Genomic DNA, 25,676 nt, shown 5'->3' on the forward strand with positions numbered 1-25,676 from the left:
ACGAGACGAGACAGGAGCAGCAATGATGAAGCTTTCCCGGTATGCGGCCATTGTGATGCTGGCCGCTTTCGCGACCCAGGCCTGCGCCCAGGTCAAGGCCGCCCCCGGCGATTACGTCTGGTATGACGGCGGCAAGCCGCGCCAGCTGCGGCTCGACAGCACGGTAATGGCGGAATTCGGCGACCGGGCGGAAGCCGGCGGCGAACCGGTCATGCGCGGCAACGGCGTGCGCATCTGGCGCCGGCAGGACCAGGCGGCAACCCGGGCGGCTGCGGGCGGCGCGGCGTCACCTGTGTTTCGCGACAGCGAAGGCGGGGCCATGCGCGCCCTGCCCGGCAATGTGATCGTGCGGCTGGATCCATCGTGGAGTGCGCAGCAGGTGGCTGACTGGCTGAAGGAAAACCGGCTGTCCGAAGTGCGCCGCTTGCCCATGGGCGGCAATGTTCTGGTGCTGTCGTCGCCGCCCGGCCTGGCCGCGCTGGAACTGGCCAACCGGCTGCAGCAGTCGGGCCAGGTAGTATCGGCCCAGCCGGAATGGTGGGAGCAGCGCAGCACGCGCTAGGGACGGTTTGACACCGCCTGGCGGCCCGTGGATACTCGCCAGCTCGGTGAGCGATGCCAACGGATGTGAGAAGCATGTCAGAAGCGCCTGTATTCCCGATACGCAACCCCTGCCCTCCCGGCGCCTGCCAGTGCGACCGCGAGCGGCTGCTGGACGATCCGCATGCCGACAGGCGCATCCTTCAGCTCACCAGGGAAGAGGAAAAAAGACTGGTGGCCCGGATCGAGGCCGTCTCGACCTATCAGGACTTGAAGCGCATCGTCCATCGCATGGATCAGCTGCTGGGGCTGGACGTGCGCATCGAGCCGGGACCAAATGAAGTGCGCACGGTGCGTGGTTTCCAGATCCAGCTGACGGATCGTCCCGGCCTGTGCCGCAAGACCCGGCAAGCTATTCCGGCGGCAATCCGGCGCTGCCTGGAAAGCCATCCCGAACTGGGATATGCCATCCTGGATCAGTACGGCCTGTTCGGTCCGGACTAGGAGTCTCCCTGCCTTCCTTGCCACAAGGCAGCGCTGAATCTCATCCGTTGCGGAACCAAGCTTTCCCGCGCGCCATCGAACAGTGGCGGCCCGCATGCCGCGACCAGTCAGGGGGAAGCAAATGAAATGGAATCTCACCAGCGGCGTCGCCGTCATTGTCGGCGTAGCGACAGTGGCCGGCTTTTTCTACCTCACCAAGATGCGGGGCGGTCCCGAAGAAACGGCCCCTACGCCCGCGGTGGTGGCACAAGCGCCGGCGCCGACGCCGCCTGCCGAGCCGGCCATCCGTTATCCGGTGCCGCCCGAAACCGAGGCGGTGCCGCAGCCCTTGCCGCCGCTCGACAAGAGCGACAAGGCCGTCAACGATGCGCTGGTCGATTATTTCGGCCGTCAGTCGGTGCAGCAGCTGTTCGGGCTGGACAGCATCATCCGGCATATCGTGGTCACCGTGGACAACCTGCCGCGCGAGACCATTGCCACACGGCTGCTGCCGACCCGGCCGGTGCGCGGCGCCTTCCTGGTCAAGAAGAACGCCGATGGGTTGACGATCGCGCCGTCCAATTCAGCCCGTTATCTGGCCTACGTCGAACTGGCGCGGCGCACCGACGCTGCCCAGGTGGCGCGGATCTATGCCGGCTTTTATCCCCTGTTCCAGAAAGCCTACGAGGAACTCGGCTATCCGAAGGCCTACTTCAATGACCGCGTCGTGGCAGTGATCGACCATATGCTGGCGGCGCCCGAGCCGGAAGGCCCGGTCAGGCTGACGCAGCCGCACATCCTCTACAAGTTTGCCGACCCGGCTCTGGAGAATGCTTCGGCCGGCCACAAGATCATGGTGCGCATGGGCCGCGACAATGAAGCGATGGTCAAGGCCAAGCTGCGCGAACTGCGCGCCGAACTCACGCGGCATGCGCCGGCCAGGCAGTAACACCGCCGCACCGGTCAGGCGCGCTTGAGATCGGAGGCGCCCAGCACGATCCGGTTCCAGGTCGGACTGATCACGATCTCGTTGATGCAGGCATGGGCCGGCATTTCGGCGATAAAGCGGATGGTGCGGCCGAGGTCGTCCGGCTGCAGCATCCTGGCCCGGTCCTCGGCCGAAGGCGGCACCGGCCGCTTGTCCATGATGGGCGTGGCCACTTCGGCCGGGCAGACTGCGCAGGCGCGGATGCCGTTGATGCATTCTTCCTGGTTCAGGTGGGCGGTCATGGCGACCACGCCATGCTTGGCGGCGTTGTAGGCCGGGCCGGTCATGTAAGTGTCGTATTTGCCGGACCACGATGAAATGTTGATCACCAGCCCGGACTTCCTGGCGCGCATGGCGGGCAGCACGGCGGCGATGCAGTAATAGCTGCCGTCGAGGTTGACGCGGATGACTTCGTTCCAGCCGGCCGTCGTCTGGTTGCTCCAGAAGCGGGCGGGCACATTCAACCCGGCGCTGTTGACCAGGATATCGACCTTTCCATGGCGGGCCAGGATGGCCTGGGCCACCGTGCCGACCGCCTCGGCGTCGCTGACGTCGAGCACTTCCACTTCAGCGCGGCCGCCGGCGGCGTTGATGGCGTCGGCCTGGGCCTGCAGCGCCTCGCGGCGCCGGCCCGACATGACGACCGTCGCGCCCGCCTGCGCCAGCGCCTGCGCGCCAGCCAGCCCGATGCCCGAAGCGGCGCCGGTGACCCATGCTACTTGTCCTTGCAGTGATGTCATGATGCTGTCTCCATTGGTAGTTTTTATACGGCAATGCCGGCGTATTGTAGCCGGGCGGGACAGCGTCATGGCGCATCACTGCATTACTGCATCACTGGAATGGCTGGCGCGCGGGCTATGCCGAGGCGGCCCTGTCAGATCGTTCACACTCTTCGCCCGCCAGCCATTGCTCCAGTTCCGCGAGGCCGGCGGCATTGAGGCTGCGCTCGCAGGCGGACAGCCTGCGCAGGTGGCCGCTTTGAAACGCCTGCGCGACTTCCTCGCGGCTGTTGAATTCAAGCCAGCGCAGGCAATTGGCCAGCCGCTGATTCAGGCCGTCGGTCCATGCCGGTTTCTTGCCGGCCCGGCGGCTGCAGGCGCGCAGATAGAGGTTGCGGGCGCGTGACGGCGTCAGGCCAAGCGCCTCGCCGACTGCCTTGAAGGTCATGCCCTTGTCCCGCAACACCAGGATACGGTCTTCCAGCGCGGGGCAATCTTCCATCTCGCCGCATGTTTGCGGCAGCGTCGTCAGGGTCATGATGCCTCGCCATGGTGATGGCTCGGCGTGCCGGGATTCTTGTTATCGAACCGGACCCATGCAACCTTGTCGCCGTTCTCGAGCTGGAAAATGCCCATGCGCGCGCCGCTGTCGGCGCTGTGCTTTACCGCGTCAGCGACCTGAAGGGCAACAGCATGATCGTCGACATAGACGGCAATGGAATCCAGTATCCAGCGATGGTGGCCCGCAGACGCAGCAAAACTCATGTTCAGGCTCGTATGCGTTTAGGAAAAGTGCATTGTGTAAGGCCGCACCGAGCTCGTCTGTAACGTTGCTTACATAAGCAGGCTGCCTTGCATGGATTCGCGGCGCGACGCAGGTCGATCCGTCCCGGCGACGCTGCCGGAGCGTGCAGATTGGCAATGCACGGAAGGCGTAAGGGAAGGTGTAAGGAGAGGCGCCGGGCCGCAGGAGCGCCCTACCCGTTGCGCTGCACGGGCGCAGGCAGGGCAACGGCCAGGACGGTGGTCAATGGGAAGAGAGGGAAACGGCGGAATCGGGCCGGCTGTCTTCCGCCTGCGCATAGCGCTTGTCGGCCGCCGGCACTTCAAGTTCGCAATATTTCACGCCGACGGTGGCGACGCATTCCTGGAATTCTGTCGCATCGGCCGTGTCGGCAAAAACGTAGATGATGTCGCCTGCCTGGACTTCAGTCGGCGAGAGTCGCATGGTGACCATTGCAATGCCTCGTGATGGTGACGGACAGGAAAGTCTAGCATGGTCGCCCGGCGCGTTCCTGTGGTGCGTCAAGGCCAATTGGCCTGGCCAGCCTGGCGGTAAAGATAGTCGTCGGGGAGCCCCATGCGGCGGCAGGCGAGCGCAGGCGGGCAATTGCGCAGCAGCAGCCGGTCGGCATCGGCGCCGGCACGCTGCAGCAGCCTGCGTTCCCATGGCCGCAAACGCCAGCGCCGGTCCAGCCCGAGCCGTTCACGGACCCAGGCCGGCAGCAGTTCTACCGCCGCCCGGATCAGCATACCCTGGACCATGCGCAGCGGACCGGGCAGCAGGGGCGCGTTCTGCATAATGCCGAGAAACGCGAAAATGATCGGCGACGGTTCGAGCATGCTGCGCATGGACTGCATCATCGACGCGCACTGATGCTGGCTGGCCGGCGCGCCGACGGCCCCGTACAGCAGTGCCGAGGCGCGTCCTTCCGCATAGAAGCGATCGCGTTGCGCCGCGTCCAGCGGCCTGACATACGCATGGAAGGCTTCCAGAAAACCATGGCAGGCGGTGGCATGCACCCAATCCAGCAATTCCTGCTGGTCGGCGCTGAACCGGATGCCGCCGGGCGTGACGCCCTGGATCACCGCGTGACGGCGATTGATGGCGGCAATCATCCTCTCCGCCGCGCTGCGCGGACCATAGACCGTGACCATGGCGGCCAGCCCGGTGCTGCGCAGCCGCCTGGCCGGATCGTCCCTGAAGCTGGTGGCATGCCAGACGCCGGTGCGCACACGCGGCTCGGCCAGTTCCAGCAGCACCGCGGCAACGCCGCCGGCAAACAGCGCCAGCGGGTTCTTGAAGACCTGCCAGGAGACCGAGTCGGGCGCAGTCAGCGCGGGTTCGCCGGATGGCGCGCTGAAATCGATGCCGGCGCCGTCCGGCGCGGCGAAATACGCGCCGGCAATGGCTTCAACGCGGCGTTGAAGCGGCATCCACAGCAGCAGCGGGCCATGCCGGCGCATGAGTCGCATCCAGGGGTTCCTTTGCATGTCGAGAGCGCCGGCATGATGGGCGCCGGCCCATGCAACATATCAGGAAAAATGATGCGCACCACCGGCCGCCTTGCCGAACAGGCCAGGCAAGCGCTCAATGGACGGCGTGCGTGCCTGGCTGCGCCGGGTTGCGCATGTCCGGATGATAGAAGCGAAAGCACTCGCGGCCGTCCTGCTTGGCGCGGTACAGCGCGCAGTCGGCGTCCTGCAGCAGGCGTTCCGGATGGGTGCCGTCCTGCGGGCAGATGCTGATGCCGATCGATGCGCTCGGCCGAATGCTGTGGCCCCCGAGCACGAAAGGCGCGTTCAGTGCTGCCAGCAGCTTGCCGGCGATGGCGGAAGCAGCCGCGATATCCTGCCCGCAGTCGGCCAGGATGACGAATTCATCGCCGCCCAGGCGCGCCACCGTGTCATCGGGCCGAACGCACTGCTTCAGCCGGCGCGCGATTTCAGCCAGCAGCAGGTCGCCGGCCTTGTGGCCCAGGGTATCGTTGACCTGCTTGAAGCGGTCGAGGTCGATGAAGAGGACGGCATGCATGCCATTGGCGCGCCGGTCCTGGGCGCGCTGCCTGAGCCGGGTTTCCAGCAGCGTGCGGTTGCACAGGCCCGTCAGGGAATCGTGCGTGGCCATGTGCTCCAGCGTCTTGGCGTTGCGCACCTCTCTTGTGACGTCGCGGGTGGCGCCGCGATAACCGCGGAACACGCCTTCCTCGAAGATCGGCTCGCCGGAAATCCGGATATAGCGCACGACGCCCGGATAGCCTTCCAGGCCAACGGAATAGACCGCATCCCGGAACGGCCGGCGCGCGGCGACACTGCTCTGGCAAGCCAGAAAGCCCGGTTCGCTGGTATCGAGTGCGCAGGATTCCATCTTGGTGCCCAGCAGTTGGCGTGGCTCCACGCCGAGCCGCGACTGGATGCCATCGGACAGGAAACGGAAAAGGCCGTTGGCATCGGTTTCCCAGTACCAGTCCGAGGACAGGGACGTCAGGCTGCGGAATTGCTGCTCACGCCGGGCCAGTTCGCGCTGCGCTTCCAGCTGGGCCGTGATATCGCGGCCGACGGCCACGAAGCCGGTCCTGCGTCCGCTATCGGCATCGCGCAGGGTGCGGCTGTTGATGCCCAGCCAGACCCAGTGGCCCTCCCTGTGCCTGACCCGCATGTTGTACATGGCCGAGCGGTCGTCGGCGCCGTCGCTGCCGCGCGCTGCGTGCATGGCCGCCAGGTCGGCCGGATGCAGGTAGTCGACCACGTTGGTGCCGACCATTTCCTCCGGGCGGTAACCCAGTATTTCCTGGTGCGACGGCGACACGTACTGGTAGATGTTGTCGGCATCGCTGTAGGCGATCAGGTCGCGCACATTCTGGGTCAACAGGCGATGCTCGGCTTCGCCCCAGGCCAGCCGGGCGCGCGACCGGACCTGCTCGGAAATATCGGTGAATGCGCCCGCATAGCCTGCCGGCCGCCCGGGCCGGCAACGGGGGGCAGCGGTTTCCCGGATATGGCGGTACTGGCCGTCGCTGCCCGCAACCCGGTAGTCCAGCTGGAAACGCCGGTTCGCCTGCCGGGCCTGCCTGCGCAACTGCGCCACCTGCGCCGCGTCGTCGGGATGAATGCCGGCAGTCCAGCCGGACAGCGTGGCATCGCTTCCCTCGGGCAGAGGCCAGGCGCCGTCATGGTCGAAGAAGATGAAGCGGTCGCCATCATCCAGTTCCCAAAGAATGACGCTGCCGCCGGCAATATCCTGCAAGTGGTTTTCCATATCGAAGGCGAAACGCTCTGAAGCGACGCCCATGTTCATCAGGCGCTCTTCCTGTGGGGCAGTCGTCAGTCATCGCCTCTCGTCTTGCACTGCGGGACGGCCGGGATTGCCAAAACAAACGAATAATTGCTGCGCCATGGTAACTGCTTTTCGCATTTCTTTCCACGTGTAATTACTTTGCGGTGATGTCGCTGTGCGAGTGCGCCATTTGCGGAAGCGGAATCGCCGCGTGACAGCGGTCTCTTTCGGCTATTCCCTTGCACGCGAACAAAGACTGGCCGCGGTCCGGAGCGAAAATTGTCAACAACGGCTTTTACCGGCAGACACAAAGGAATTCCATGCCTACTTTCACCCTGAACGGTCAGAGCACGACGCTCGACCTTCCCGACGATATGCCCCTGCTGTGGGCGATACGGGACGTTGCCGGCCTGACCGGCACCAAATTCGGCTGCGGCATCGCCCAGTGCGGCGCCTGCACGGTTCACCTTGACGGCGAGGCGGTGCGCTCCTGCGTCACCCCGCTGGCGGCGGTAGCCGGCAAGAAAGTGGTCACCATCGAAGCGATGGCCCAGGACCCGGTAGGCCAGAAGGTCCAGGCCGCGTGGCGCGACATCGATGTGGTCCAGTGCGGCTATTGTCAGTCCGGACAGGTCATGTCAGCCACCGCGCTGCTGCGCGCCAAGCCCGCGCCTACCGACGCCGACATCGATTCCGCGATGGCGGGCAATATCTGCCGCTGCGGCACCTATGGCCGCATACGCGCCGCCATCAAGCTGGCCGCCGGCCAGCCGCCGCAGGAGCCGCGGTCATGAACGACATTACTTCCCCCAGCGCCCCGTCATCGCCGGGGCGCCGCCGTTTCCTGCGGGTTGGCGCCGCCGCCGGCGGCGGCCTGCTGATCGGTTTCGGCCTCGGCGCCTGCGGACGCGAGCAGCGCAATGAAGTGCCGGCCGAAGCCGCGGTTGGCAATGCCGCGACCAAGACCTCGGGCGATGCCCCAGGCCTGGCGCACAACGCCTTCATCCGCATCGACCGTGAAGGCCTGGTCACGCTGATCGTGCACAAGGTGGAAATGGGCCAGGGCACCTACACCGCGATGCCGATGCTGCTGGCCGAAGAGCTGGAAGTCGACTTGTCCAAGGTCAAGCTGGAGCAGGCACCGGCCGACAACAACCTCTACAGCGATCCGCTGCTGGGCGGCCAGGTGACCGGCGGTTCGACCTCGGTGCGCGCCTCCTGGGAACCGCTGCGCCAGGCCGGCGCGGCAGCACGGCTGATGCTGGTGGAGGCGGCGGCGCAGGCCTGGAAGGTGGACGCCGCAGGCTGCACCGCGAAGAACGGCATGGTGACCCATGGCGCCAGCGGCCGCACCATGCATTACGGCGAACTGGTCGATGCGGCGGCCAAGCTGCCCGCGCCCAAGGCCATCGTGCTGAAGAAGCCGGCCGACTTCACCCTGATCGGCAAGAAGCACCAGCGGCTCGATTCGGCCGACAAGGTCAATGGCCAGGCCAAGTTCGGCATCGACGCGCGGCTCCCCAACATGCTGGTGGCCACGGTGGCGGCGTCGCCGGTGCCGGGCGGCGCGCTGCAGTCGGTCGACGAAGCCGCCGCGATGGCGGTCAAGGGCGTGCGCCAGGTGCTCAAGCTCGACAATGCGGTGGCGGTGGTGGGCGAACACATGTGGGCCGCCAAGCAGGGCCTGGCCGCGGCGAAGCCGCAATGGTCGGACGGCGCGCATGCCGGGATGACCACCGCGTCCATCGTTGCCGACATGAAGGCCGCGGCCGAAAGCGGCAAGGGCGCGGCGGTGGCGCGCAAGGACGGCGATGTCGGCAAGGAGCCGCCCAAGGGCGGACAGGTGCTGGAAGCGGTGTACGAGATGCCTTTCCTTGCCCATGCGACGATGGAGCCGATGAACTGCACGGTCGACCTGCGGGAAGACGGCTGCGACCTCTACGTCGGCACCCAGGTGCCGACTTTCGCGCAGGGCGCCGCCGCCAAGATCACCGGTCTGCCGCCGGAGAAGGTGAAGGTCCACAATCATTTCCTGGGCGGCGGCTTCGGACGGCGGCTGGAGGTGGACTTCATTGCGCAGGCGGTCGCTTTCGCCAAGCAGATGAAGCAGCCGGTCAAGTTCGTCTGGACCCGCGAGGAAGACGTTCAGCACGACATGTACCGTCCCTACTACTACGACCGCCTGGCCGCCACGCTGGATGACAAGGGCAAGCCGCTGTCCTGGTCGCACCGGATCACCGGCTCGTCCATCATGGCGCGCTTTGCGCCGCCGGCGGTGAAGAACGGCGTCGATCCGGACGCGGTGGAAGGCGCCAAGGATATGCCCTACGCGATTCCCAACGTGCTGGTCGACTATGTGCGGCATGAGCCGCCGGTGCCGACCGCATTCTGGCGCGGCGTCGGCCCAACCCACAATATCTTCGTCGTGGAAAGCTTCATCGACGAGCTGGCGGCCGCGGCCAAGCAGGATCCGCTGGTCTATCGGCGCGACCTGCTGGATAAATCGCCGCGCATGCGGGCGGTGCTGAACCTGGCCGCCGAAAAAGCCGGATGGAGCCAGCCGCTGGCGCCGGTCGCCGGGCGTCGCGTCGGACGCGGCCTGTCGACCCAGTTCGCCTTCGGCAGCTACATGGCGCAGGTGGCTGAAATCTCGGTGGGCGCGGATGGCGAAGTGCGGGTGCACCGGGTGGTGTGCGCGGTCGATTGCGGACAGGTGGTCAATCCCGACACCGTGGTGGCGCAGATCGAGAGCGGGGTGATCTTCGGCTTGACGGCGGCGCTGTGGAACGAGATCACGTTCGACAAGGGCCGGGTGCAGCAGTCCAACTTCCATGACTACCGGATGATGCGCATCAACGAGGCGCCGCGCATCGAGGTGTTCATCGCGCAGAGCAGCGACGCCCCGGGCGGCATCGGCGAGCCGGGCACCTCGGCCACCGCGCCCGCCCTGGCCAATGCGATCTTCGCCGCCACAGGCAAGCGGCTGCGCAAGCTGCCGGTGGCAAGCGACGCGCTCAAGACAGCGTAAAAAAGCCCCGGCCTGACGGCCGGGGCTTTCGGGATGCAGATGGACAGCCTGGTCAGGCGCTTGCGGTCAGCGGCTGGCCCTTCACCGCATTGCGGTACTTGGCGCGTGCTTCTGCGCGCTTGGTCGCTTCGCGGGCACGGTTGGCTTCCTTGGTTTCCTTGCGTTCCTGCTTGCCGCGCAGCTGGGCGACGTTCTTGTTTCCTATGCGGTTGGTCATTGCCTATTCCTCCTGCTTGTTGATGTCGCGTTTATCGTAGAGCCATTTGGCGGAGCGACCTATAGGACGGCAGGAGAAAACCATGTAGGAATCGACGCACTGCGTCGCAGGGCAACTGCCGAGAGCCCTGGCGAGCATGGCCACTGCAACTGCCGACATAGTCCTACCGCATCATCAGCGCTTGTCCTACCTTGCCAAATCCCTCTTTCGGTCTATGCTCCAAGCACAAGCCGCATGGGCGGTTTGATATTTCAAGATAAAGGAGATCGCCATGAACAAGGACCAGGTAAAGGGCGCAGTCAAGGACGCCGCCGGCAAGGTGCAGCGCAAGGCAGGCGAGGCCATGGGCAGCAACAAGCAGCAGGCCAAGGGCATGGCGAAACAGGCCGAGGGCAAGATGCAGAAGGCTGCCGGCGACATGAAGGATAGCGCCGTCAAGAGCAGCAGCAAAAACCGCTAGGCGGCGCTGCTGCAAACGGAAACGGCGGCTTCAGGCCGCCGTTCTTGCGTCCCGGGCGGCAATCACGACAGCGTGTCAGCCCAGATATTGCGGGCCCAGTCCATCGCATAGCGTCCTTCCAGCGCATTGGGCGCCGCCGACAGTCCGCCGCTGCCCGGCACGGCGATCAGGGTCTTGCGTTGCGCGTCATAGCTGTGCACCGACGCTACATGGATCACGTCCTGGTCGGAGACGAAGCTGTAGCAGGTATTGGTCAGCAGCGGATGGGCCGGCGGCGGACGGTCGGCAAGCAGTTCGATGATGGCTGCCGCGCAGACCTTGGCATGCTGGTTGGCCATGTGGGCCGACTTGGGCATCAGCGGCGCGACCTGGATCGCATCGCCCAGCACGTGGACATGGCTGGCCTGGGTCGACTCGAAGCTCAGGAAGTCAACCTTGCACCAGCGCCGGTTTGCATTGGCCAGGCCGGCGCCGGCGGCAATAGCGCCGGCAGCCTGCGGCGGCAGCAGATTGACTACCGCGCCGCTGACTTCCTCGCCCAGTTCGGACACCACGGTCAGCGTCTTCGCATCCACGTCCACCGTATTGAAGCTGGGCCGGTAATCCACGATGCCGGGATAGCGTTCGGCCCACACCTTCTTGAACAGCGCGCCCTTCGATACCACGTCCTCGTTGCCATCGAGCAGGATGACGCGCGATTTCGGCTTGGCCTGCCTGAAGTAGTGCGCCACCTGGCAGGCGCGTTCATAGGGGCCAGGCGGACAGCGGTAAGGCGCCTGCGGAATCGATATCAGGAAGGACTGGCCGTCTTCCATCGCCTCCAGTTGCCTGCGCAGCGCCGCCGTCTGCTCGCCTGCCTTCCAAGCATGCAGGACGCGTTCCCTGGCGCCGGGCTGGCGCATGCCGGGCAGCCTGTCATACAGGAAGTCGACGCCGGGCGACAGGATCAGGCGGTCGTAGCGCAAGGTCTTGCCATTGCCCAGCGTGACCGTGCGCTTGTCCGGATCGATGCCGGTGGCAAGCTCTCGCACCATGGTGATACCGCTGCGGCTGGCCAGGCGGTCGTAGCTGGTTGTCAGGTCTTCCAGGCGGCGCGAGCCGCCCAGCACCAGGTTGGACAGCGGACACGAGATGAAGGCCGGATTCGGCTCGACCAGGGTGATGTCGATGCTGCCTTCGCTCCACAGCGACAGATAGCGGGCAGCGGTGGCGCCGCCGTAACCGGCGCCGACCACCACTACTTTTGGCCGCGCCTGGCTGGCGCCGCTGGCGCGGGTGGCAATGGCGCCGAGCGCTGCCCCCATGCCCAGCGCCTGGAGAAACTGGCGACGTTTCATGGTCTTGCCTCCCCTATTTCTTCCGCTGCGCCAGATAGGCCGCGATCAGGTCGATCTGCTCGCTGGTATAGCCTTTGGCCAGTTGCTGCATGATGGTCGAGGGCCGGCTGCCTTCCTGGAAGGCCTTCATGCTGGCCACCAGCGCATCCTGGCTCTGTCCTGCCAGCGGCGGCAGGCTGCTGCCGGGTGCGGGCTTCCCCTCGGTGCCGTGGCAGCCGGCGCAGCTGGCGTAGAGCCTGCGGCCGGCGTCGTCCGCCGTCTTGGGTTGGGCCGCGGCCGGGCACTGCGCTGCGATCGCGGCAAGCCCGATCGCAAGGCATGCATTTGCAAGGCGCGTTGATGGCATTGTTCTCCTTCCATGAACCATTGAATTTCCGGTAACCGGCCCCGCCATGGCGCCGCCTACGGCCGCACCGCCGGCGCTTCCATCTCCATTCCCCTGTCACGCTGAGCCAGGTAGAGCTCCAGCTCCACCAGCTCCAGCGAACCCGCCGGGTACAGCGCCGCCCGCACGCCGCTCAGGCAGTTGCGCAGACGCCGCTGCAGCGATCCCATCGCCTGCCATTCGAGCCGGTAGATCGGATAGCCGGTGGCATGCGCCTGCGGAATGATGCTGCTGCCCAGGCGCTGCCCCCAGCGCTGGTCGTGGCACTGCGCGCAGGACAGATTGAGTTGGCCCATGCGCTGCTGCCAGCGCGCCTGGCCACGTTCCAGGAATGGCTGCAGCCGCGCATCGTCCGGCGCTGCCGCCGGCATGCCGCGCGACTGCAGCGCCACATAGCTTTCCAGGCCAAGCAGCGCATCGCTCTCGGCCGGCAGCGCCGCGGCGGACTGCTGGCGGACGCGGCACTGGTTGATGCGCTGTCCCAGGTTGACCGGACGTCCTGCCTGCGCATCGAAGGCCGGATAGCGGGCCGCCACGCCGCGCATCGCGCTTTCTGCGTCGCCGTGGCAGGAAGCACAGGACTTGCCATTGCCCTCGTCGCTGCGGCGCCAGGCGGTTTCGCCTTCCTTGACCCACAGCATGGCCGGATTCAGGCTGTCGTCGCGCTGCATCGCCTGGGTTGACGGGCCCATGAATGCCGTGCCCGACATCCGTTGCGCCGCCGCCGCGAGACTCAGCAGCGCGCACAGCATGAAGAGGACGATGCGCATGGCGTTCTCAGCCAGTCACCGTGATCTCGGCCGATTCGGTCTGGCTGAAGTTGTTGTCGCCTTCCCAGGTAAAGGTCAGCTTGCCGCTTTCGGTGGCCACGGTAAAAAAAATCAGGTTGGGATTGGCGGCGATCGCCGGGAACAGCTCGGCGCTGAAGACGATCTCGCCGTTGTAGCGGCAACTGAAGCGGCGGATGATGTTGCGCGGCAAAACCTGGCCGTCCGCGCCGGGCCGGTAGCCGGTTTCCATCGGATGGCTGATCAGGGTGCGGATCTCGATTACCTCGCCGCGCCTGGCCGTGGCCGGCAGCTTGATCAGTGTGCGTGCCATGGCTAGCTCTCCCCTTCTATGCAGGCGGCCAGCGTCACCACCACATCCACCGTATCCGACCAGTAACTGCCATCGGACATCTTCGCCACGGCGGTCAGCTTTTGCGAGGTGGCCAAGCGTATACGGGTCGATACTTTGGCCCGGCCGGCGCGCGGACCGAGCGCAAACCGGGCAACGTCGCGCTGCGGATTGCGTTCATTGAAAATGGCAATGGCTGCCACGTGGTCCGCCGCGGTCATGGCGCTGTCGACGCTGACCGTGATGGGCACGGCATTGCCGTTGTCGACCAGGCTGGCAATGTCGAACTTGACGCGGCCCGGCGTCGGCTTGATGCCGCCGGTCCAGGCCTGTACCGCTGCCGCCAGTTCGTCGGGCGCAGCGGCGGCGGGCCGCACCAGGATCGTCGCGCCCAACGCGGCACTGCCTGCCAGCAGGCGGCGCCGTTTCAGGTTGGGGCCGGTTTTTGCAAGCATCACTCGCCTTCCTTTTCCTTCAGGGACCGCAGATAGGCCACCACGTCCTCGACCTGCTGCGCATCCAGTATCGGTTTGCCGCGCACTGCCGGCGCGACATTGTTCAAGCCGTCGATCCGATAGTAAGCCGGCATGATGGTGTCCGGATTGATGCGGCCGGCGTCGACGATGCGCAGCCGCAGCTGCGCCTGGCTCCAGCGCGCGCCGCTGCCCGCCAGGTCCGGCGCCAGGTTGCCCTGGAACCGTTCCTCCGGCAGCGGCCCGGCATGGCACAGCAGGCATAAGCCGACCTGGCGGTTGGCGACGATGGCCCGGCCACGGGCAATGTCTCCCGCTACCGTTGTCAGCGGCTGCGGTATGCCATCGCCTTCTACCCTGTACGGCACCAGTCGTGCTTCCTGCTGCGCCGCCTGCGCCAGGCCGGGCCAGGGCAATGCCCACAGTAGTGCCCATATTGCGATCCAGCCCGGCCCGCCACGCATTGCCGCCTCCGGTCAAGCCCGCTTCAGGCTGTGGTTCTTTAGCGGCAGGTCGCGTATGCGCTTGCCGGTGGCGGCGAAGATCGCATTGAGCACCGCCGGCGCGGCCACCGCGATGGTCGGCTCGCCCACCCCGCCCCAGAAGCCGCCGGACGGCACGATGACGGTTTCCACCGCCGGCATTTCGTCCATGCGCATCACCTGGTAGGTGTTGAAGTTCTCCTGCTCCATGCGGCCTTCCTTGACGGTGCATTCGCCATACAGCGCGGCCGACAGGCCATAGACGAAGGAGCCTTCCACCTGGGCTTCGATCTGCTGCGGATTGAGCGCATGGCCGGGGTCGGTTGCGGCAACGATGCGGTGGATCTTCAGGGCGCCCTCATCGCTGACCGAGACCTCGGCCACCGCCGCCACATAGCTGCCGAAGCCCATGGTCTGCGCCACGCCGCGATACACCCCCTTGGGCAGCGGCTTGTCCCAGCCGGCGCGTTCTGCTGCTGCGTTCAGTACGGCAAGGTGCTTCGGGTGGTCGGCCATGAGCTTGCGCCGCAGCGCCAGCGGATCCTGCTGGGTCGCATGCGCGACTTCATCCAGGAAACACTCAAGATAGATCGTATTCTGGTTGAGGTTGACGCCGCGCCAGAAGCCGGGCGGCACCGGCGGATTGCGCATCGCATGGTCAATCAGCAGGTTCGGAAAGCTGTAGCCGATCGACGCTTCCGGGCCGGGCGGGTTCAGGCCCTGGAACACGACCGGGTCCTTGCCGTCCTTGATGTTCTGCGGGAAGACCCCGGCGATGATGGACTGCCCGGAAATGCGCATTTGCAAGGCAGTGATGTTGCCCTTGTCATCCAGCCCCGCCGCCAGCTTGCACTGGGTAATCGGATGATAGCGGCCATGCAGCATGTCTTCCTCGCGCGACCAGATCAGCTTGATGGGCGTGCCCGGCATTTCCCGCGCGATCGCCACTGCCTGCCGCACCCAGTCGTGCACCGCGCCGCGACGGCCGAAGCCGCCGCCCAGATGCAGCTTGTAGACCTCGCATTTGGACGGCGGCAGCTCGGCCGCCTCGGCCGCCGCGGCGAGCGCCGCCTCGCCGTTCTGGGTGGGCGTCCAGACCTCGCAGCGCTCCGGCGTCCAGCGTGCCGTCGCATTCATGGTTTCCATCGTCGCGTGGTTCTGGTACGGATAGGAATAGACCGCTTCCACCTTGCGCGCGGCTGTGGCCAGCGCCGCTGCGGCGTCGCCATTGCGGTTCCCCACCGCCGCATCCCTGGCGTCCAGCCCTGCCTTGAGCGTCTCGGCAATGCTGGCGCTGGACACCTTGGCATTCGGGCCATCGTCCCATTCGACCTTGAGCGCCTCCAGCGCGGTCTTGGCCCGCCACCAGGTATCGGCCACCACCGCCACTGCGCTGTCGCCGACCTGTATCACCTTCTTCACCCCGGGACGTTTCTCTATTTCGGCGGCGTTGAAGGTTTTCACCTTGCCGCCAAACACCGGGCAATCCCGGATGGCGGCATTGAGCATGCCGGGCAGCTTCAGGTCCATGCCATAGACCTGGGCGCCGGTGGTCTTGTCCACCGTATCGAGCCGCGCCAGGCGCTTGCCCGCGATTTTCCAGTCCTTCGGGTCTTTCAGTTGCACCGATTCCGGCGGCGTCAGGCTGGCCGCGGCTGCTGCTACCTTGCCATAGGTGGTCTTGCGCCCGGAAGGCTGGTGGGTGATGGCACTGGCTGCCGCCCGGCATTCCGCTACCGGCACCTTCCATTCATTGGCCGCAGCCTGCACCAGCATCATGCGCGCCGCCGCACCGCCCTTGCGGACATAGTCATGGGATTCGCGGATGCCGCGGCTGCCCCCGGTGGAAAAATTGCCCCAGGCGCGGTTGCGCGCCAGGTTCTGTCCCGGTGTCGGATATTCGGTCGTGACCCTGGCCCAGTCGCAGTCCAGTTCCTCGGCGACGAGCTGCGCCAGCCCGGTCAGCGAGCCCTGCCCCATCTCCGACCGTGCGATACGGATCACCACCGTGTCGTCGGGCTTGATGACGACCCAGGCATTGACTTCCGGCGTTGCTGCGGCCGAGGCGCCCCCATCAGCCGCATGCGCGTAGGGGATGTGGAAACCCACCATCAGGCCGCCGAACGCGGCTGCGGTGGTGCCGAGAAAGCGGCGTCGCGACGCATCCACTTTTCTGGTTTCTTCCGTCACGGCGCGGCTCATGTGGTGCTCCCGTCGGCATGCTGGATCGCCAGGCCCGCGTTTCGGGTATTGCCGCCCTGCGCCGCTGCCTTGATGGCCGCGCGTACCCGGTTATAGGTGCCGCAACGGCAGATGTTGGTGATCGACTGGTTGATGTCGGCATCCGTCGGTTGAGGCTTTTCCTTCAGCAGGGCTGCCGCCGCCATGATCATGCCGCTCTGGCAAAAGCCGCATTGCGGCACGTCCAGCGCAACCCAGGCTTTCTGCAGCGGATGGGAGCCGTTGCCGGACAAGCCCTCGATCGTGACGATTTTCTGCTCTGCAGTGACGGTCGATACCGGCCGCACGCAGGTCCGCACCGTTTCACCATCGATATGCACGGTGCAGGCGCCGCACTGGGCAATGCCGCAGCCGTATTTGGTGCCGGTCAGGCCAAGCTGCTCCCGCAGCACCCATAACAGCGGCGTATCTGGCTCAGCCTCGAATTCACGGACTGTCCCGTTAACGTTCAGTGTTGCCATGTCTCCAGCTCCATTTTTTGTTGATGAGGAAGTCAAACAGATGCGAATAGGCGGTTTATATTAAGCGTTCCCGATGCGGTTTGCAGAATCATCTCGCTACCGTATCGGCAGCCATGTGGCCTCCTTCAACGTTCAGTCCATGACCGCTACCGATCCGCCCGTCGTCGTCGCCTATCAATCCGCCGTGATACAGCAGGCGCGCGGCCGGCCCGGAATTGGTCTGACGTTGCAGTTGCTCCTGAATGACTCGGCCGGCGAATCGATTTTTTTCCTGCAGCTGGAGCCGGCATCGGTCTGGAAGGTGCGGGATGCCTGTGCAGACCTGGCGGCGCCGCATGTCGATCACTATCAAAATTTCCTGGCGAAGAAACGTGCATCGCATCAGCTGAATTACGGTGACAAGTTCCTGAAGACCTTGGCGGCCAAGGATGCCTACGGCCTTTTCCATCGCAGGAAGACTGAATTGTCGGTTCCGCTGGCTTTTCGTACTATCTTTCACCAGGAGAACGCGGCCATCTTCGTGGAATCGACCCCGACGCCACTCGGCCTCATCCTCCGATTTTCTCTGGTCTCATCCAAGGCTTTCGCCTGTCGTTTGCCCCATGACCTGGCATTCTTGCTGGCGGACAGCATCGATGAAGCGATCTGGGCGGCGGAATGGGAACGTGGCGGTTTGTCCGACGCTGCCGGGCGCTGATGGGGCTTTGTCATGGCCTGACAGGGTGCAAAGGTGAGCAATTCTGTGAACATTGCCAGCTAGGTCGGGCCTCATGCTCCTTCGCGCACCGTTCTGCATCATCTTCTCGCGCTACTCATGGTTCATCGCCGAAGGTGAGCTTTTTTGTGAAGCGTTTGCTGCTCCCGTCCGGTTTGGCGATGTTTTAGCGAGTGATTAACGCTGCTACCTGGCCAAAGGTGAGAATTTTTGTGATCCTGGGCTTTCAAAACATGTCTACCCGATTCAAAGGTGAGAAGGTTTGTGATCAGTTGCGGCATGTTGTGGGATCAAAAACGCTCAGCTTGGCTGGCAACACCGATAGGTGAGTAAATCTGTGAACCTCATGCCTGACCTCGCTGGTAGCCTGGGTTGCCGACCGTGGTATCGCTCTTATGGTGAGAAAGTCTGTGAAGAAGTGAACGATGAAAGCCTTCTGAAGAGATATGCAAAGGTGAGTAAATCTGTGAAGTCCGCGCGGCCTGGCGACTATTTTATAATTAGCCTTTATAAACAATGACTTGCAATATAAAGTAACGCGCCTCCAATGAAAGGTGAGAACTTTTGTGAAGTCCTGATCCTAGTCAGGTCCACCACTAAGGTGAGATATGTTGTGAACGTGAAGGTGCTGACAGTAAAAGGTGAGGGGTTTTGTGAACATGGCTATTGGTAGTCGCATCATCATTGCCAGTTCGGTTTGACAGGCCAGGGTTACGTAAAAATGTCGGTGGTATGCTGCCGTTCAGGTGAGAACTTCTGTGAAGGTCAGGTCAGCTTTCCGTTGATGAAACTGCTTTTGCCGCTCAATAGGGGCTTGAGGTGAGAGTTTCTGTGAAGCTTGTTCGTTAGTTTGTCGATTCTTCGTGTTTCTAGCGTCAATTTAGTTTCCTGAAAGCTATTTTTATGATCAGTCGAAGTCCTTTTAGCGAAAAGCCGCTGTATCTGCACCCAGGAAAGTCTGCCAGGTGTCATTGAAAAGAGAAGATGGCTTGCCGTAACAGCCATTCCTGCATTCCGTGCTTGCCAAGAACTGCGGGTGATTCGCATTGAGAGTTATTAGTAGTAAACCCTTGTAAACCTTAACTACATTAAGGAGGGGCGCAAACCCTTGCCAGATAAGGCTCTCCTGCGATTGTGGTGAGCATTGGTGTGAACACTGGTGAGTATTTCAGTGAACACGCGTGAGCGTTGAAGTGAAGTGACCCATCCAATGGTGAGTGGCTCTGTGAACGTAGGTGAGTGGACAAGTGAAGCGCGGACGGTTGAGGTGAGAAGGTTTGTGAAGCCTCTGATTTTTAACGTATGGTGACTCCACAACGAAGTTCATTCACCGGTGAAAAAATATTTGCCGAACGCTCACCTTATAGGCATCATGGCAAATTCCGCGTTCCGCTCAACACCCGTATGGCCACATCAAAAAAGCCGAAGAAGGCAACAAACTCCACTGCGTTTGCCTTATCAAGCCCCGAGCAGCCCGAGTTGCTTGCATCCGAGTTCAGGAAGGCCAACGATGCCATCGGTTTCCGTGTCGTGGAAGGCAAGTTCTCGCTGCTGTCGCGTCGCATTTACAACGCCTTCATTTTCAGGGCCCAGGAGGTTGGCAGGACCGGTGTCGACGCGCCCGCCGATGTGCCTGGCTTCGAGGAGTACTACTGGATAAGGATGGCTGACCTGTGCGCCAATACCGAGTACACCAGCCGGGACTATGAATTTTTCAAGGAGCATGCCGAAGCGCTGCAGAACATCAAGGTGGAAGCCACTTCCGACAAGATGTGGGCCAGTGAACGTTTGCTGGCGGGTCTGACCATCTTTAATACATCCGGACTGCGCAACAAGGGTGGCACCGTCTTTATCGGTTTTGCTTTCCCCCCGCAGGTCAAGGAAAAGGTGCTCAAGCCCGACACTTACACCAAGCTGAGCCTCTACTACCAGGCAGTGCTGCGCAGCGCGCATAGCTTGGCGCTATATGAAGTGTGCCGTCGGTATGCCACCAGCCCTTCCCATCTGACCAACCGTGACACCTGGCAGGAGTGGTATCACGTGCTGTCCGGGAATTCGATCAAAGATGTCGTTCTTCCTGAATACAAGTACTTCAAGCGCGACATGATCGTCAAGGCGTTGTCCGAGATTAATAGCGTGACGGACATCGATGTCGAACTGATCGAAACGAAGCGGGGCCGCAAGGTAGAGGAAATCCAGTTCCGGGTCCAGTTGAAGGCGCAAGCCTCGCTGCTGGAACCGGGTGCTGCAATCGTCATTGACTCATCCGTAATCGAACGCATGCTGCGCCTGGGGGTCAGCGAAGCGGATGCGAAGGAATACTATTCGAACTACGAAGAGAAACTGCTGCTGGCTACGATCGATTTCGTCGAGAAGCGGATCAAGAAGGGCCCGAATGTCGACGCCCCTGCCGGCTACTTCCGTACGGCACTGCAAAAGGGCTTCGCGACCGTTGCGCCGGTAGCGCAGCCATTGGGCAAAACCAAAGCGGCGTCCAAGCCCAGGAAAGGCTATCGCGAACGATTCATCGCAGCGCGCAACCAGGAGGCACTGCGCTATTACGGCGAACTGTCGGCGCAGGAACAGACCAGCCTGTTCAGCGAATTTTCCGCCCAGGCTGATCGCAGCATCAAGCCGCATCTTAAGAAGGGTTTGAACTCCCCGGTACTCAGCGCTGCATTCGCAGACTGGCTGGCTACCCGCACCTGGGGTGAGGTGACCGATGCTGCGGTGCTGGATTTTGCCGAGCTGGACGGCTGATCCGTTCGTGACCTGGCACTTGTGCGTGCGATCGGCAAAGGGATTAGCCCTGCCCGAATGCTGGCAGCCCGTTCGAACGATGCTGCCAGCTCTACTTGTCACTCCTTGTCTGGCTTCAGGACGATGTACTGCTCCTGCCGCCTTTTTTTTCCTCTGCCTGTGCGGCCACGTCCAGACCTGACTGGGATACGGGCCCTTCCGCCAGCGTTTTCTTGACTGCACTGATGATCTCGGCTCTCAGGCTTTCCGGTGCGTTGGACAGGTCGATCTTGAGCCGTCCATCTTCAAACTCGCGAATGGAACCCAGTCGCACAGTTCCCCATTGCAGCGGATAGGCGCGTGAACGCTCCCGGGTAAGAGGCTCCTGTGTCTTGCGGTCTCGCAAGCGTTCGAGGTCCCTGACTGACAGTTTCTCTTCAATCACCTGTTCTGCCACCGATTCAAGCGCCGGTTCGTCAACCAGCTTGGAAAGCTGGCGCAGCTCCTGCGCGATGCGTATGCCGAAACTGGCTGGCCGGGTCTTGATGATGCTGAGCACGCCAGCAGGCAGGTCGAGCAGCGCCAGAGTCTTCGACACGGTGCCCTGCTTGATATTTAGATGCTCGGCGATATGGTCCTGGCTACGGTAGGTGCCGTCATCGAGCATGGCTCTCCACGACAGCGCATTGTCCAGTATGGTCTGGTCGTTGCGCTCCTCGTTGAGCAAGAGAGATAGCCGATAGGCTTCCAGGTCCGGCAGCGGCTCGACAATGGAGGCCAGCAGCGTGCCGCGTCCCAGGCTTTGAAGCGCACGCTTTCGGTAACGGCCCTCAATCAGCAGATAGCTGCCTGGCTCCGCGGGGTCTGGCATGACCACCGCCGGCACACGCTGACCGTCGCGCGCAATGCTGGTTGCCATTTCATCGATACGCGCCGGGTCGTATACCTGGCGCGCGTTGCGCGGATGATCCTTTACATTGGCGATTGGTATTGACCGCACCACATAGCCATCGGATGCCGCATCGCTCGTGTCGGGCGACGGCTCCCCGGCTGGCTGGGCCTGCGTGGCCGCCGTCGCAGCTGCTTGTGGCGCTTCGATGGCTGTTTGCTCGGGCCGCTCTTGCTTGAGCCGGCTCATGGCCACGACAAGATCGGCATTGTCAAACTTGTCCCTTGCCTGACTGCTCTGGTCAGCAACGCTGGTATTGAGCCTGTCGTACAAACTCTTTTTCTTACTCATTTTCTGGCCCTCGCCTTTGGCGCCTGCAAGTTCAGCGCTAGCATTATTTCGTCAAATAAGGCTTCTATTTCATTTACTGCTGCTTTGGCACTGCTGCCAAAATAATGGACCGAATCGCCTGTCAGCATGGCTTCCACATACGCAGTGCGTTGGTGAAGCCTGGTTTTGAAAAGCGGAGCATTTTCGCGCATCGTCGCCATGCTGCTTAATGAATGCTTCGACATCGCGAGGTTGGCGATCACATTGGAACCTAACAGTCTCACTTTCAGATCGGGGTTTATCGTGCTTGCGCGCTCGGCCAATTCGAGAAGATCTGTTGAAGCCCAGAGATCGCCCGGTTTCGGAACGATGGGAACGATGGCCAGGTCTGCAATCATCAGCATCACTTGTGGAATGGGAGAGTCCACCGATGGCGGGCAGTCAACAATAATGAGCTCATAGTCGTCGACATACTGTTTTACTTCTTGGGCTATCTTGGCCTCAGCCATCGCCAGGCCCATTACACGGATCTTGTGTTTCTGGCCCTCCTCGGCCTGGGCAACCCACTTTGTTGCGGTTCCCTGCTTGTCGGCGTCGATCAACAAGGTCTTGAAATGCCTGCGCACCGCAGTGCCGGCAAGGTGGACGGCTGCATTGGTTTTGCCTGCGCCGCCTTTCTGATTGGTGATGATAATAATTTTAGCCGGCATGACTATCCCGATGATGAGTAAGGGTCTCTTATACTAAATGTAATTTTTTAATTCAACTATTAATTTTAGTAGGTCGCTTGTTGTGATGGCTGCGATCCGAGGCGCCTATGACACCCTGCGCTATCGACTTATTCCCCGGGGAATAAAGGTGGAAATGAAATTGGATAGAGCCCTCGCGTTTGGGCATCTTAGAGTCGGGCTGCTCAACATCAAACAATAGTTTTAGTTTCGCCTGCCCGTTTCGATTGTGCCTGCTAAATCCATCGGTAAGTGATTGCGGCGCTCGAACTACTGCCTGGGGCTATGCCGGCAAAGAGACTTGAGGACTACGCATAAACAGATGCCAATGCCAGGCAAATCCGGTGCCATTCAGGGTTAAGGGCAGCAAGTGGCTCGCTAATCTTTAGTTCTATAACGAAGGCGCGTTGGTTTCGGCCGGTTTCTAGATATAGGCTGTCTTGTCGCGCCATTACCTTCCGTCTTGTCACGGACCTAAAATGATTAGGTTAACCGTCTTAGTTAGCTGGACTTTTCAGCCGAAGAATGACGAAAAAATTGCATGCCTTGTTCAAGGTTATGCAGTACACCGCCTAGCCGCCAAGTAGGGCTTCGAATCAACCTGTTTGATAAGAAAACATGGCCCTCACGGCACTTCCTTTCAACTTTTTTCACAAAAAACGGCACCTCCTCCGACACAGGGTTGTGATGTTTCTCCTGCCGTGCTCATGTCTACCGCAAGTTTTAGGACAGTGATGGCAAGGCGGTAATGAAAATGCGCGGAGCGCCAGAGATGACTTAAAAAACGATATTCCCCGGGGAATATCGAAGTCAGGAACTGAGATCGATATTCTCTTGCGCACCGCTTAGCCCTTTTCTCCTCGGCTTCATGCAACGGGAGTTAAGCGCTGAAACTCACCGTGTAATTCGTTTCTACCGTTGTCCAACTCGTCCCATTTCGCGCCAAGCTACCGATCAAACCACAACAAGTTTATTTGCCTCCCACTCAGCCAACCCACTTCACTCGCGATGAATGAAGGAATCCACAGAAACCTGACGCAACCGGGCCGCAAGGCTAGGATCGGTGTTGTCAACCTCGGCTGCCACCTTATTAAAGAAATCTTTGACAATTCGGTAGATTCTCGAACCCGATAAAGCATGCACTATTGGGTTTCTCCGGAGGTCAGTCGTTATCGCCGAAATAAGCGGGGTAGAGGGAGGTACGCTGTCGAGATCATTGAAACCGTGATAGCCAAAGATCTCGACAAGCGCGTCATGCAAGTCTTTACTCACAACGACTGTTCCACTTGGCGACTCGTCAGCGCCGAGGCGAAGGCGCCATTGGCTCCCATTGCAGGAAAGCCCACCACGCTGCATGCGAGCCAGTTGCTGCAGCCTGCAGCCTGTTTCAACCATCAGAAGAAGGATCACTTTTATACGTAGCGACTGTGCCGACCGGGGCTGGCTTTCCAGATAGGACCATGCCGCAGTCCACTCATCCTGCAGGACTGCCTTGCGGTGACCATCTTTGTCGTCCGATTCCAATGCAGGGCCAGCCACGATTTTTGCGCCAGCAGACGGATCGCTCTGGAGGTAACCTGTAGCGTGCAGGAAGCGCATCAGGCCCTTCAACAAGGACAGGGCGGCTCGCTGCGATGCGGTCGATAACGGTCCCTCAAACGGCCGCCACCGCACCGACCACCGATCTACGCCGCGCGGTCCCAGCCAATTTTTCTGAGGCGTTCGGTGATGTAGTTTCCACGCCTCAGGCGATTGCCTGCCCAGTTGGCTCAAAAAATGCAAATAAGCCCGGACTTCGGTAGCGTCAGCCGAGCTCAATGGTTTTTGCGCTTCGAGTACAGACCAAAGTAGGAAACGCTCGGCTTCCTTGCGGCAGGCACGTGCGGTATGGCTGCCTGCCTGCATCTGCGACAACCAGGCCTGGATAGCTTCGATGTCGTTCGTTGCAGCAATCGATGCACTACTGCCGCGATTGCTGCCTGTCACTCCGCTCAAGCGGTCGGGTAAGGACAAGCGTTCCAAGGGCAGGATGTCCAGACCTTTTGCCGCCGGGTTAACCTGTTCGATTTGTATCTGCCGCGGCGGCGTAATGCCACGCGTGGAAAGGGCTACACCCAGCGCATCCCGTGTGGCGGGTAGCAGCAGCCAGCCAGTGATATGACGTGCTGCCTTGACGCCGATCCGCGGCACTTTCCGGTACCAGTGAAAGCCGTACGCCTCGATCGTCGCATGCAAGTCACCTAAGGTGACTATGTGCGCTTTCAACAGATAAGCTGCCAGCCTGGGATCTATCCATGCCACAACCGGATCATCCAGGCCGGGTTCCAGTCGGATACGGCTTTCAATAAGCTGTAGCATCGCTTCCTGCCGCCGCCGCAACCGGCGATTACGCTGCGCAAGGCGCTCTGCATTGCCTGTCCTGTCCGGGTATTCCAGTTCAAACAGCTCAAGCAGTTCGATCTCCGAGTACATATGGTACGGATCGCGCTCCTCCTGAAACTCGGCTAGCGTCGGCAGGTCAGCGTCCCGTTTCTTCGCTGCTGTCTGTTCCGGCCGCAGCCGAAGCAGCCGCGCTGCCGAGCGTTGGCCGCATCGTTCGGCTTCCATCAGGAGCTGCTGCGTAATCCAATCGAGCAAGCCTTTCGCGGAGGCAGTGCCAGCCTCTTTGCCAGGCACAGCCGCATCGCCTCCCGGATAACGTTCTGCCAGCAGACGCAGATCCAGTCCGTCCAGGTAACCGCGATAAAACGCAAAATGCTGCCGCGCCAAACGAATGAGAACGCTTCCGCGGCTTGTCCAGCTGGCAGGCATGAAAATTCCTAAGCGATTGAAAACAAAGGGAAAGCAGGGCGTTTCAGAAGCTGTCTCAAGGACAGCAGTCTGAAGCGTGCAGAATTATGCCCCATAAATCGCTATATTGATAATGCCAGGGCGAAGCTTGAGATCTGCATTCACGATTCTTGCATGCGACCAACTGCCAGCGCGCCGTCCGACTCATTGAAGCAGCCCGTTTGCCAGGACGACGGTCGCATGAAAACCAGTTGCATAGGGATTGGGGATGGAAGCGACTCGTGAACAACCGGTCTACGCGCCAGGAAAGTTTCGTTGGGACTCGCCGGGTATCTGCCCTTTCGGGGAACTGTCCACTGCGCCCTTATCAGCACCAGTGGTCTTGAAGCGGGTAGCAGCAAGCGAGCAGGCATCTCGGTCGCTCACTGTCCAGACCAAGCTACATCGACGCATGGAGTGACAATGCTGCTCGCGCAAAAGCGATTTGGCAACGCA

The 25,676-nt window shown here is 62.1% G+C and carries 26 protein-coding genes; 8 read left to right on the forward strand and 18 right to left on the reverse strand.

The genetic code is table 11. The features are described 5' to 3' along the window. Positions 1-22 precede the first annotated feature (22 nt). From ABC383_RS20100 to ABC383_RS20110, 3 genes are all read left to right on the forward strand, one after another. Positions 23-562, forward strand: a complete 540-nt coding sequence (locus tag ABC383_RS20100; protein WP_413016576.1) for a hypothetical protein — start codon at positions 23-25, stop codon at positions 560-562. 74 nt (positions 563-636) lie between these two features. Continuing rightward, a complete protein-coding gene (locus ABC383_RS20105) occupies positions 637-1,044 on the forward strand; it encodes a hypothetical protein (protein ID WP_413016578.1) in 408 nt (135 codons plus the stop codon). A gap of 121 nt (positions 1,045-1,165) precedes the next feature. After that, positions 1,166-1,972: a DUF3014 domain-containing protein gene (locus ABC383_RS20110; protein ID WP_413016580.1), complete on the forward strand. Its 807-nt coding sequence runs from the start codon at positions 1,166-1,168 to the stop codon at positions 1,970-1,972. 14 nt (positions 1,973-1,986) lie between these two features. On the opposite strand, the gene ABC383_RS20115 is transcribed toward ABC383_RS20110, so the two are convergent. The 6 genes from ABC383_RS20115 to ABC383_RS20140 all read right to left on the reverse strand — a co-directional run bounded on the left by ABC383_RS20115 (position 1,987) and on the right by ABC383_RS20140 (position 6,808). Further along, entirely contained in the window at positions 1,987-2,751 is a 765-nt protein-coding gene (locus tag ABC383_RS20115) for an SDR family oxidoreductase (protein WP_413016581.1), read from the reverse strand. Positions 2,752-2,866: 115 nt separating this feature from the next. Next, positions 2,867-3,268, reverse strand: a complete 402-nt coding sequence (locus tag ABC383_RS20120; protein ID WP_413016583.1) for a hypothetical protein — start codon at positions 3,266-3,268, stop codon at positions 2,867-2,869. Continuing rightward, the gene (locus ABC383_RS20125; RefSeq protein WP_413016584.1) at positions 3,265-3,495 is read right to left on the reverse strand and encodes a hypothetical protein; all 231 of its coding nucleotides are present in this window, start codon (positions 3,493-3,495) and stop codon (positions 3,265-3,267) included. Before ABC383_RS20125 ends, ABC383_RS20120 begins: the two co-directional genes overlap by 4 nt. A gap of 262 nt (positions 3,496-3,757) precedes the next feature. Beyond that, on the reverse strand, positions 3,758-3,967 hold the full coding sequence (locus ABC383_RS20130; RefSeq protein WP_413016586.1) for a hypothetical protein: 210 nt from the start codon (positions 3,965-3,967) through the stop codon (positions 3,758-3,760). A gap of 68 nt (positions 3,968-4,035) precedes the next feature. Then, a complete protein-coding gene (locus ABC383_RS20135) occupies positions 4,036-4,986 on the reverse strand; it encodes an oxygenase MpaB family protein (RefSeq protein ID WP_413016587.1) in 951 nt (316 codons plus the stop codon). A gap of 115 nt (positions 4,987-5,101) precedes the next feature. Further along, on the reverse strand, positions 5,102-6,808 hold the full coding sequence (locus tag ABC383_RS20140; protein WP_413016589.1) for a sensor domain-containing protein: 1,707 nt from the start codon (positions 6,806-6,808) through the stop codon (positions 5,102-5,104). A 299-nt stretch (positions 6,809-7,107) separates the two neighbouring features. Here ABC383_RS20140 and ABC383_RS20145 point away from each other — a divergent pair, with 299 nt between their 5' ends. Further along, positions 7,108-7,581, forward strand: a complete 474-nt coding sequence (locus ABC383_RS20145) for a (2Fe-2S)-binding protein (RefSeq protein ID WP_413016590.1) — start codon at positions 7,108-7,110, stop codon at positions 7,579-7,581. After that, complete coding sequence (locus ABC383_RS20150; protein WP_413016591.1) at positions 7,578-9,815, forward strand: xanthine dehydrogenase family protein molybdopterin-binding subunit; 2,238 nt, start codon at positions 7,578-7,580, stop codon at positions 9,813-9,815. Before ABC383_RS20145 ends, ABC383_RS20150 begins: the two co-directional genes overlap by 4 nt. Before the next feature lie 52 nt (positions 9,816-9,867). Here ABC383_RS20150 and ABC383_RS20155 read toward each other — a convergent pair whose 3' ends face one another. Then, complete coding sequence (locus tag ABC383_RS20155; RefSeq protein WP_413016593.1) at positions 9,868-10,032, reverse strand: hypothetical protein; 165 nt, start codon at positions 10,030-10,032, stop codon at positions 9,868-9,870. 271 nt (positions 10,033-10,303) lie between these two features. On the opposite strand from ABC383_RS20155, the gene ABC383_RS20160 reads away from it, so the two are divergent. Further along, positions 10,304-10,492: a CsbD family protein gene (locus ABC383_RS20160; protein ID WP_194711786.1), complete on the forward strand. Its 189-nt coding sequence runs from the start codon at positions 10,304-10,306 to the stop codon at positions 10,490-10,492. A 62-nt stretch (positions 10,493-10,554) separates the two neighbouring features. On the opposite strand, the gene ABC383_RS20165 is transcribed toward ABC383_RS20160, so the two are convergent. From ABC383_RS20165 to ABC383_RS20200, 8 genes are read right to left on the reverse strand one after another with little or no spacing between them, the layout of a single operon-like run. Beyond that, a complete protein-coding gene (locus ABC383_RS20165) occupies positions 10,555-11,829 on the reverse strand; it encodes an FCSD flavin-binding domain-containing protein (RefSeq protein WP_413016595.1) in 1,275 nt (424 codons plus the stop codon). A 13-nt stretch (positions 11,830-11,842) separates the two neighbouring features. Beyond that, the gene (locus tag ABC383_RS20170) at positions 11,843-12,175 is read right to left on the reverse strand and encodes a c-type cytochrome (protein ID WP_413016597.1); all 333 of its coding nucleotides are present in this window, start codon (positions 12,173-12,175) and stop codon (positions 11,843-11,845) included. 56 nt (positions 12,176-12,231) lie between these two features. Beyond that, positions 12,232-12,984 carry a sulfur oxidation c-type cytochrome SoxA gene (gene soxA, locus ABC383_RS20175; protein WP_413016599.1) on the reverse strand — a complete coding sequence of 251 codons (753 nt, stop codon included), beginning with the start codon at positions 12,982-12,984 and terminating at the stop codon, positions 12,232-12,234. A gap of 7 nt (positions 12,985-12,991) precedes the next feature. Beyond that, a complete protein-coding gene (locus ABC383_RS20180) occupies positions 12,992-13,315 on the reverse strand; it encodes a thiosulfate oxidation carrier complex protein SoxZ (protein WP_413016601.1) in 324 nt (107 codons plus the stop codon). A 2-nt stretch (positions 13,316-13,317) separates the two neighbouring features. Further along, on the reverse strand, positions 13,318-13,788 hold the full coding sequence (locus tag ABC383_RS20185; RefSeq protein ID WP_413016602.1) for a SoxY-related AACIE arm protein: 471 nt from the start codon (positions 13,786-13,788) through the stop codon (positions 13,318-13,320). Beyond that, on the reverse strand, positions 13,788-14,270 hold the full coding sequence (gene soxX / locus ABC383_RS20190; protein ID WP_413016604.1) for a sulfur oxidation c-type cytochrome SoxX: 483 nt from the start codon (positions 14,268-14,270) through the stop codon (positions 13,788-13,790). The genes ABC383_RS20185 and soxX overlap by 1 nt, the downstream gene beginning before the upstream one ends. Before the next feature lie 12 nt (positions 14,271-14,282). Continuing rightward, positions 14,283-16,490, reverse strand: a complete 2,208-nt coding sequence (locus tag ABC383_RS20195) for a xanthine dehydrogenase family protein molybdopterin-binding subunit (RefSeq protein WP_413016605.1) — start codon at positions 16,488-16,490, stop codon at positions 14,283-14,285. Next, positions 16,487-16,990, reverse strand: a complete 504-nt coding sequence (locus ABC383_RS20200; RefSeq protein WP_413016606.1) for a (2Fe-2S)-binding protein — start codon at positions 16,988-16,990, stop codon at positions 16,487-16,489. The genes ABC383_RS20195 and ABC383_RS20200 overlap by 4 nt, the downstream gene beginning before the upstream one ends. A 73-nt stretch (positions 16,991-17,063) precedes the next feature. Between ABC383_RS20200 and ABC383_RS20205 the strand changes: the two genes are divergently transcribed. Further along, positions 17,064-17,687: a hypothetical protein gene (locus tag ABC383_RS20205; protein WP_413016608.1), complete on the forward strand. Its 624-nt coding sequence runs from the start codon at positions 17,064-17,066 to the stop codon at positions 17,685-17,687. Positions 17,688-19,007: 1,320 nt separating this feature from the next. Further along, positions 19,008-20,465: a replication initiation protein gene (locus tag ABC383_RS20210; RefSeq protein ID WP_413016610.1), complete on the forward strand. Its 1,458-nt coding sequence runs from the start codon at positions 19,008-19,010 to the stop codon at positions 20,463-20,465. A 115-nt stretch (positions 20,466-20,580) separates the two neighbouring features. Here ABC383_RS20210 and ABC383_RS20215 read toward each other — a convergent pair whose 3' ends face one another. The 3 genes from ABC383_RS20215 to ABC383_RS20225 all read right to left on the reverse strand — a co-directional run bounded on the left by ABC383_RS20215 (position 20,581) and on the right by ABC383_RS20225 (position 25,202). Beyond that, positions 20,581-21,684, reverse strand: a complete 1,104-nt coding sequence (locus ABC383_RS20215) for a ParB/RepB/Spo0J family partition protein (protein WP_413016612.1) — start codon at positions 21,682-21,684, stop codon at positions 20,581-20,583. Further along, positions 21,681-22,373, reverse strand: coding sequence for an AAA family ATPase (locus ABC383_RS20220; RefSeq protein WP_413016614.1), 693 nt, complete (start codon positions 22,371-22,373; stop codon positions 21,681-21,683). The genes ABC383_RS20215 and ABC383_RS20220 overlap by 4 nt, the downstream gene beginning before the upstream one ends. 1,017 nt (positions 22,374-23,390) lie before the next feature. Next, the gene (locus ABC383_RS20225; protein WP_413016616.1) at positions 23,391-25,202 is read right to left on the reverse strand and encodes a phage integrase family protein; all 1,812 of its coding nucleotides are present in this window, start codon (positions 25,200-25,202) and stop codon (positions 23,391-23,393) included. Positions 25,203-25,676: the final 474 nt, after the last annotated feature.

The organism is Noviherbaspirillum phoenicis, assembly GCF_047237965.1.
Taxonomy (GTDB): Bacteria; Pseudomonadota; Gammaproteobacteria; order Burkholderiales; family Burkholderiaceae_D; genus Noviherbaspirillum_A.

Bases quoted from the DNA above. Each gene is read 5' to 3' on its own strand.
- ABC383_RS20100 (WP_413016576.1), top strand. From the start codon at position 23: ATGATGAAGCTTTCCCGGTATGCGGCCATTGTGATGCTGGCCGCTTTC.
- ABC383_RS20105 (WP_413016578.1), top strand. From the start codon at position 637: ATGTCAGAAGCGCCTGTATTCCCGATACGCAACCCCTGCCCTCCCGGC.
- ABC383_RS20110 (WP_413016580.1), top strand. From the start codon at position 1,166: ATGAAATGGAATCTCACCAGCGGCGTCGCCGTCATTGTCGGCGTAGCG.
- ABC383_RS20115 (WP_413016581.1), bottom strand. From the start codon at position 2,751: ATGACATCACTGCAAGGACAAGTAGCATGGGTCACCGGCGCCGCTTCG.
- ABC383_RS20120 (WP_413016583.1), bottom strand. From the start codon at position 3,268: ATGACCCTGACGACGCTGCCGCAAACATGCGGCGAGATGGAAGATTGC.
- ABC383_RS20125 (WP_413016584.1), bottom strand. From the start codon at position 3,495: ATGAGTTTTGCTGCGTCTGCGGGCCACCATCGCTGGATACTGGATTCC.
- ABC383_RS20130 (WP_413016586.1), bottom strand. From the start codon at position 3,967: ATGGTCACCATGCGACTCTCGCCGACTGAAGTCCAGGCAGGCGACATC.
- ABC383_RS20135 (WP_413016587.1), bottom strand. From the start codon at position 4,986: ATGCGACTCATGCGCCGGCATGGCCCGCTGCTGCTGTGGATGCCGCTT.
- ABC383_RS20140 (WP_413016589.1), bottom strand. From the start codon at position 6,808: ATGAACATGGGCGTCGCTTCAGAGCGTTTCGCCTTCGATATGGAAAAC.
- ABC383_RS20145 (WP_413016590.1), top strand. From the start codon at position 7,108: ATGCCTACTTTCACCCTGAACGGTCAGAGCACGACGCTCGACCTTCCC.
- ABC383_RS20150 (WP_413016591.1), top strand. From the start codon at position 7,578: ATGAACGACATTACTTCCCCCAGCGCCCCGTCATCGCCGGGGCGCCGC.
- ABC383_RS20155 (WP_413016593.1), bottom strand. From the start codon at position 10,032: ATGACCAACCGCATAGGAAACAAGAACGTCGCCCAGCTGCGCGGCAAG.
- ABC383_RS20160 (WP_194711786.1), top strand. From the start codon at position 10,304: ATGAACAAGGACCAGGTAAAGGGCGCAGTCAAGGACGCCGCCGGCAAG.
- ABC383_RS20165 (WP_413016595.1), bottom strand. From the start codon at position 11,829: ATGAAACGTCGCCAGTTTCTCCAGGCGCTGGGCATGGGGGCAGCGCTC.
- ABC383_RS20170 (WP_413016597.1), bottom strand. From the start codon at position 12,175: ATGCCATCAACGCGCCTTGCAAATGCATGCCTTGCGATCGGGCTTGCC.
- soxA (WP_413016599.1), bottom strand. From the start codon at position 12,984: ATGCGCATCGTCCTCTTCATGCTGTGCGCGCTGCTGAGTCTCGCGGCG.
- ABC383_RS20180 (WP_413016601.1), bottom strand. From the start codon at position 13,315: ATGGCACGCACACTGATCAAGCTGCCGGCCACGGCCAGGCGCGGCGAG.
- ABC383_RS20185 (WP_413016602.1), bottom strand. From the start codon at position 13,788: ATGCTTGCAAAAACCGGCCCCAACCTGAAACGGCGCCGCCTGCTGGCA.
- soxX (WP_413016604.1), bottom strand. From the start codon at position 14,270: ATGCGTGGCGGGCCGGGCTGGATCGCAATATGGGCACTACTGTGGGCA.
- ABC383_RS20195 (WP_413016605.1), bottom strand. From the start codon at position 16,490: ATGAGCCGCGCCGTGACGGAAGAAACCAGAAAAGTGGATGCGTCGCGA.
- ABC383_RS20200 (WP_413016606.1), bottom strand. From the start codon at position 16,990: ATGGCAACACTGAACGTTAACGGGACAGTCCGTGAATTCGAGGCTGAG.
- ABC383_RS20205 (WP_413016608.1), top strand. From the start codon at position 17,064: ATGCGGTTTGCAGAATCATCTCGCTACCGTATCGGCAGCCATGTGGCC.
- ABC383_RS20210 (WP_413016610.1), top strand. From the start codon at position 19,008: ATGGTGACTCCACAACGAAGTTCATTCACCGGTGAAAAAATATTTGCC.
- ABC383_RS20215 (WP_413016612.1), bottom strand. From the start codon at position 21,684: ATGAGTAAGAAAAAGAGTTTGTACGACAGGCTCAATACCAGCGTTGCT.
- ABC383_RS20220 (WP_413016614.1), bottom strand. From the start codon at position 22,373: ATGCCGGCTAAAATTATTATCATCACCAATCAGAAAGGCGGCGCAGGC.
- ABC383_RS20225 (WP_413016616.1), bottom strand. From the start codon at position 25,202: ATGCCTGCCAGCTGGACAAGCCGCGGAAGCGTTCTCATTCGTTTGGCG.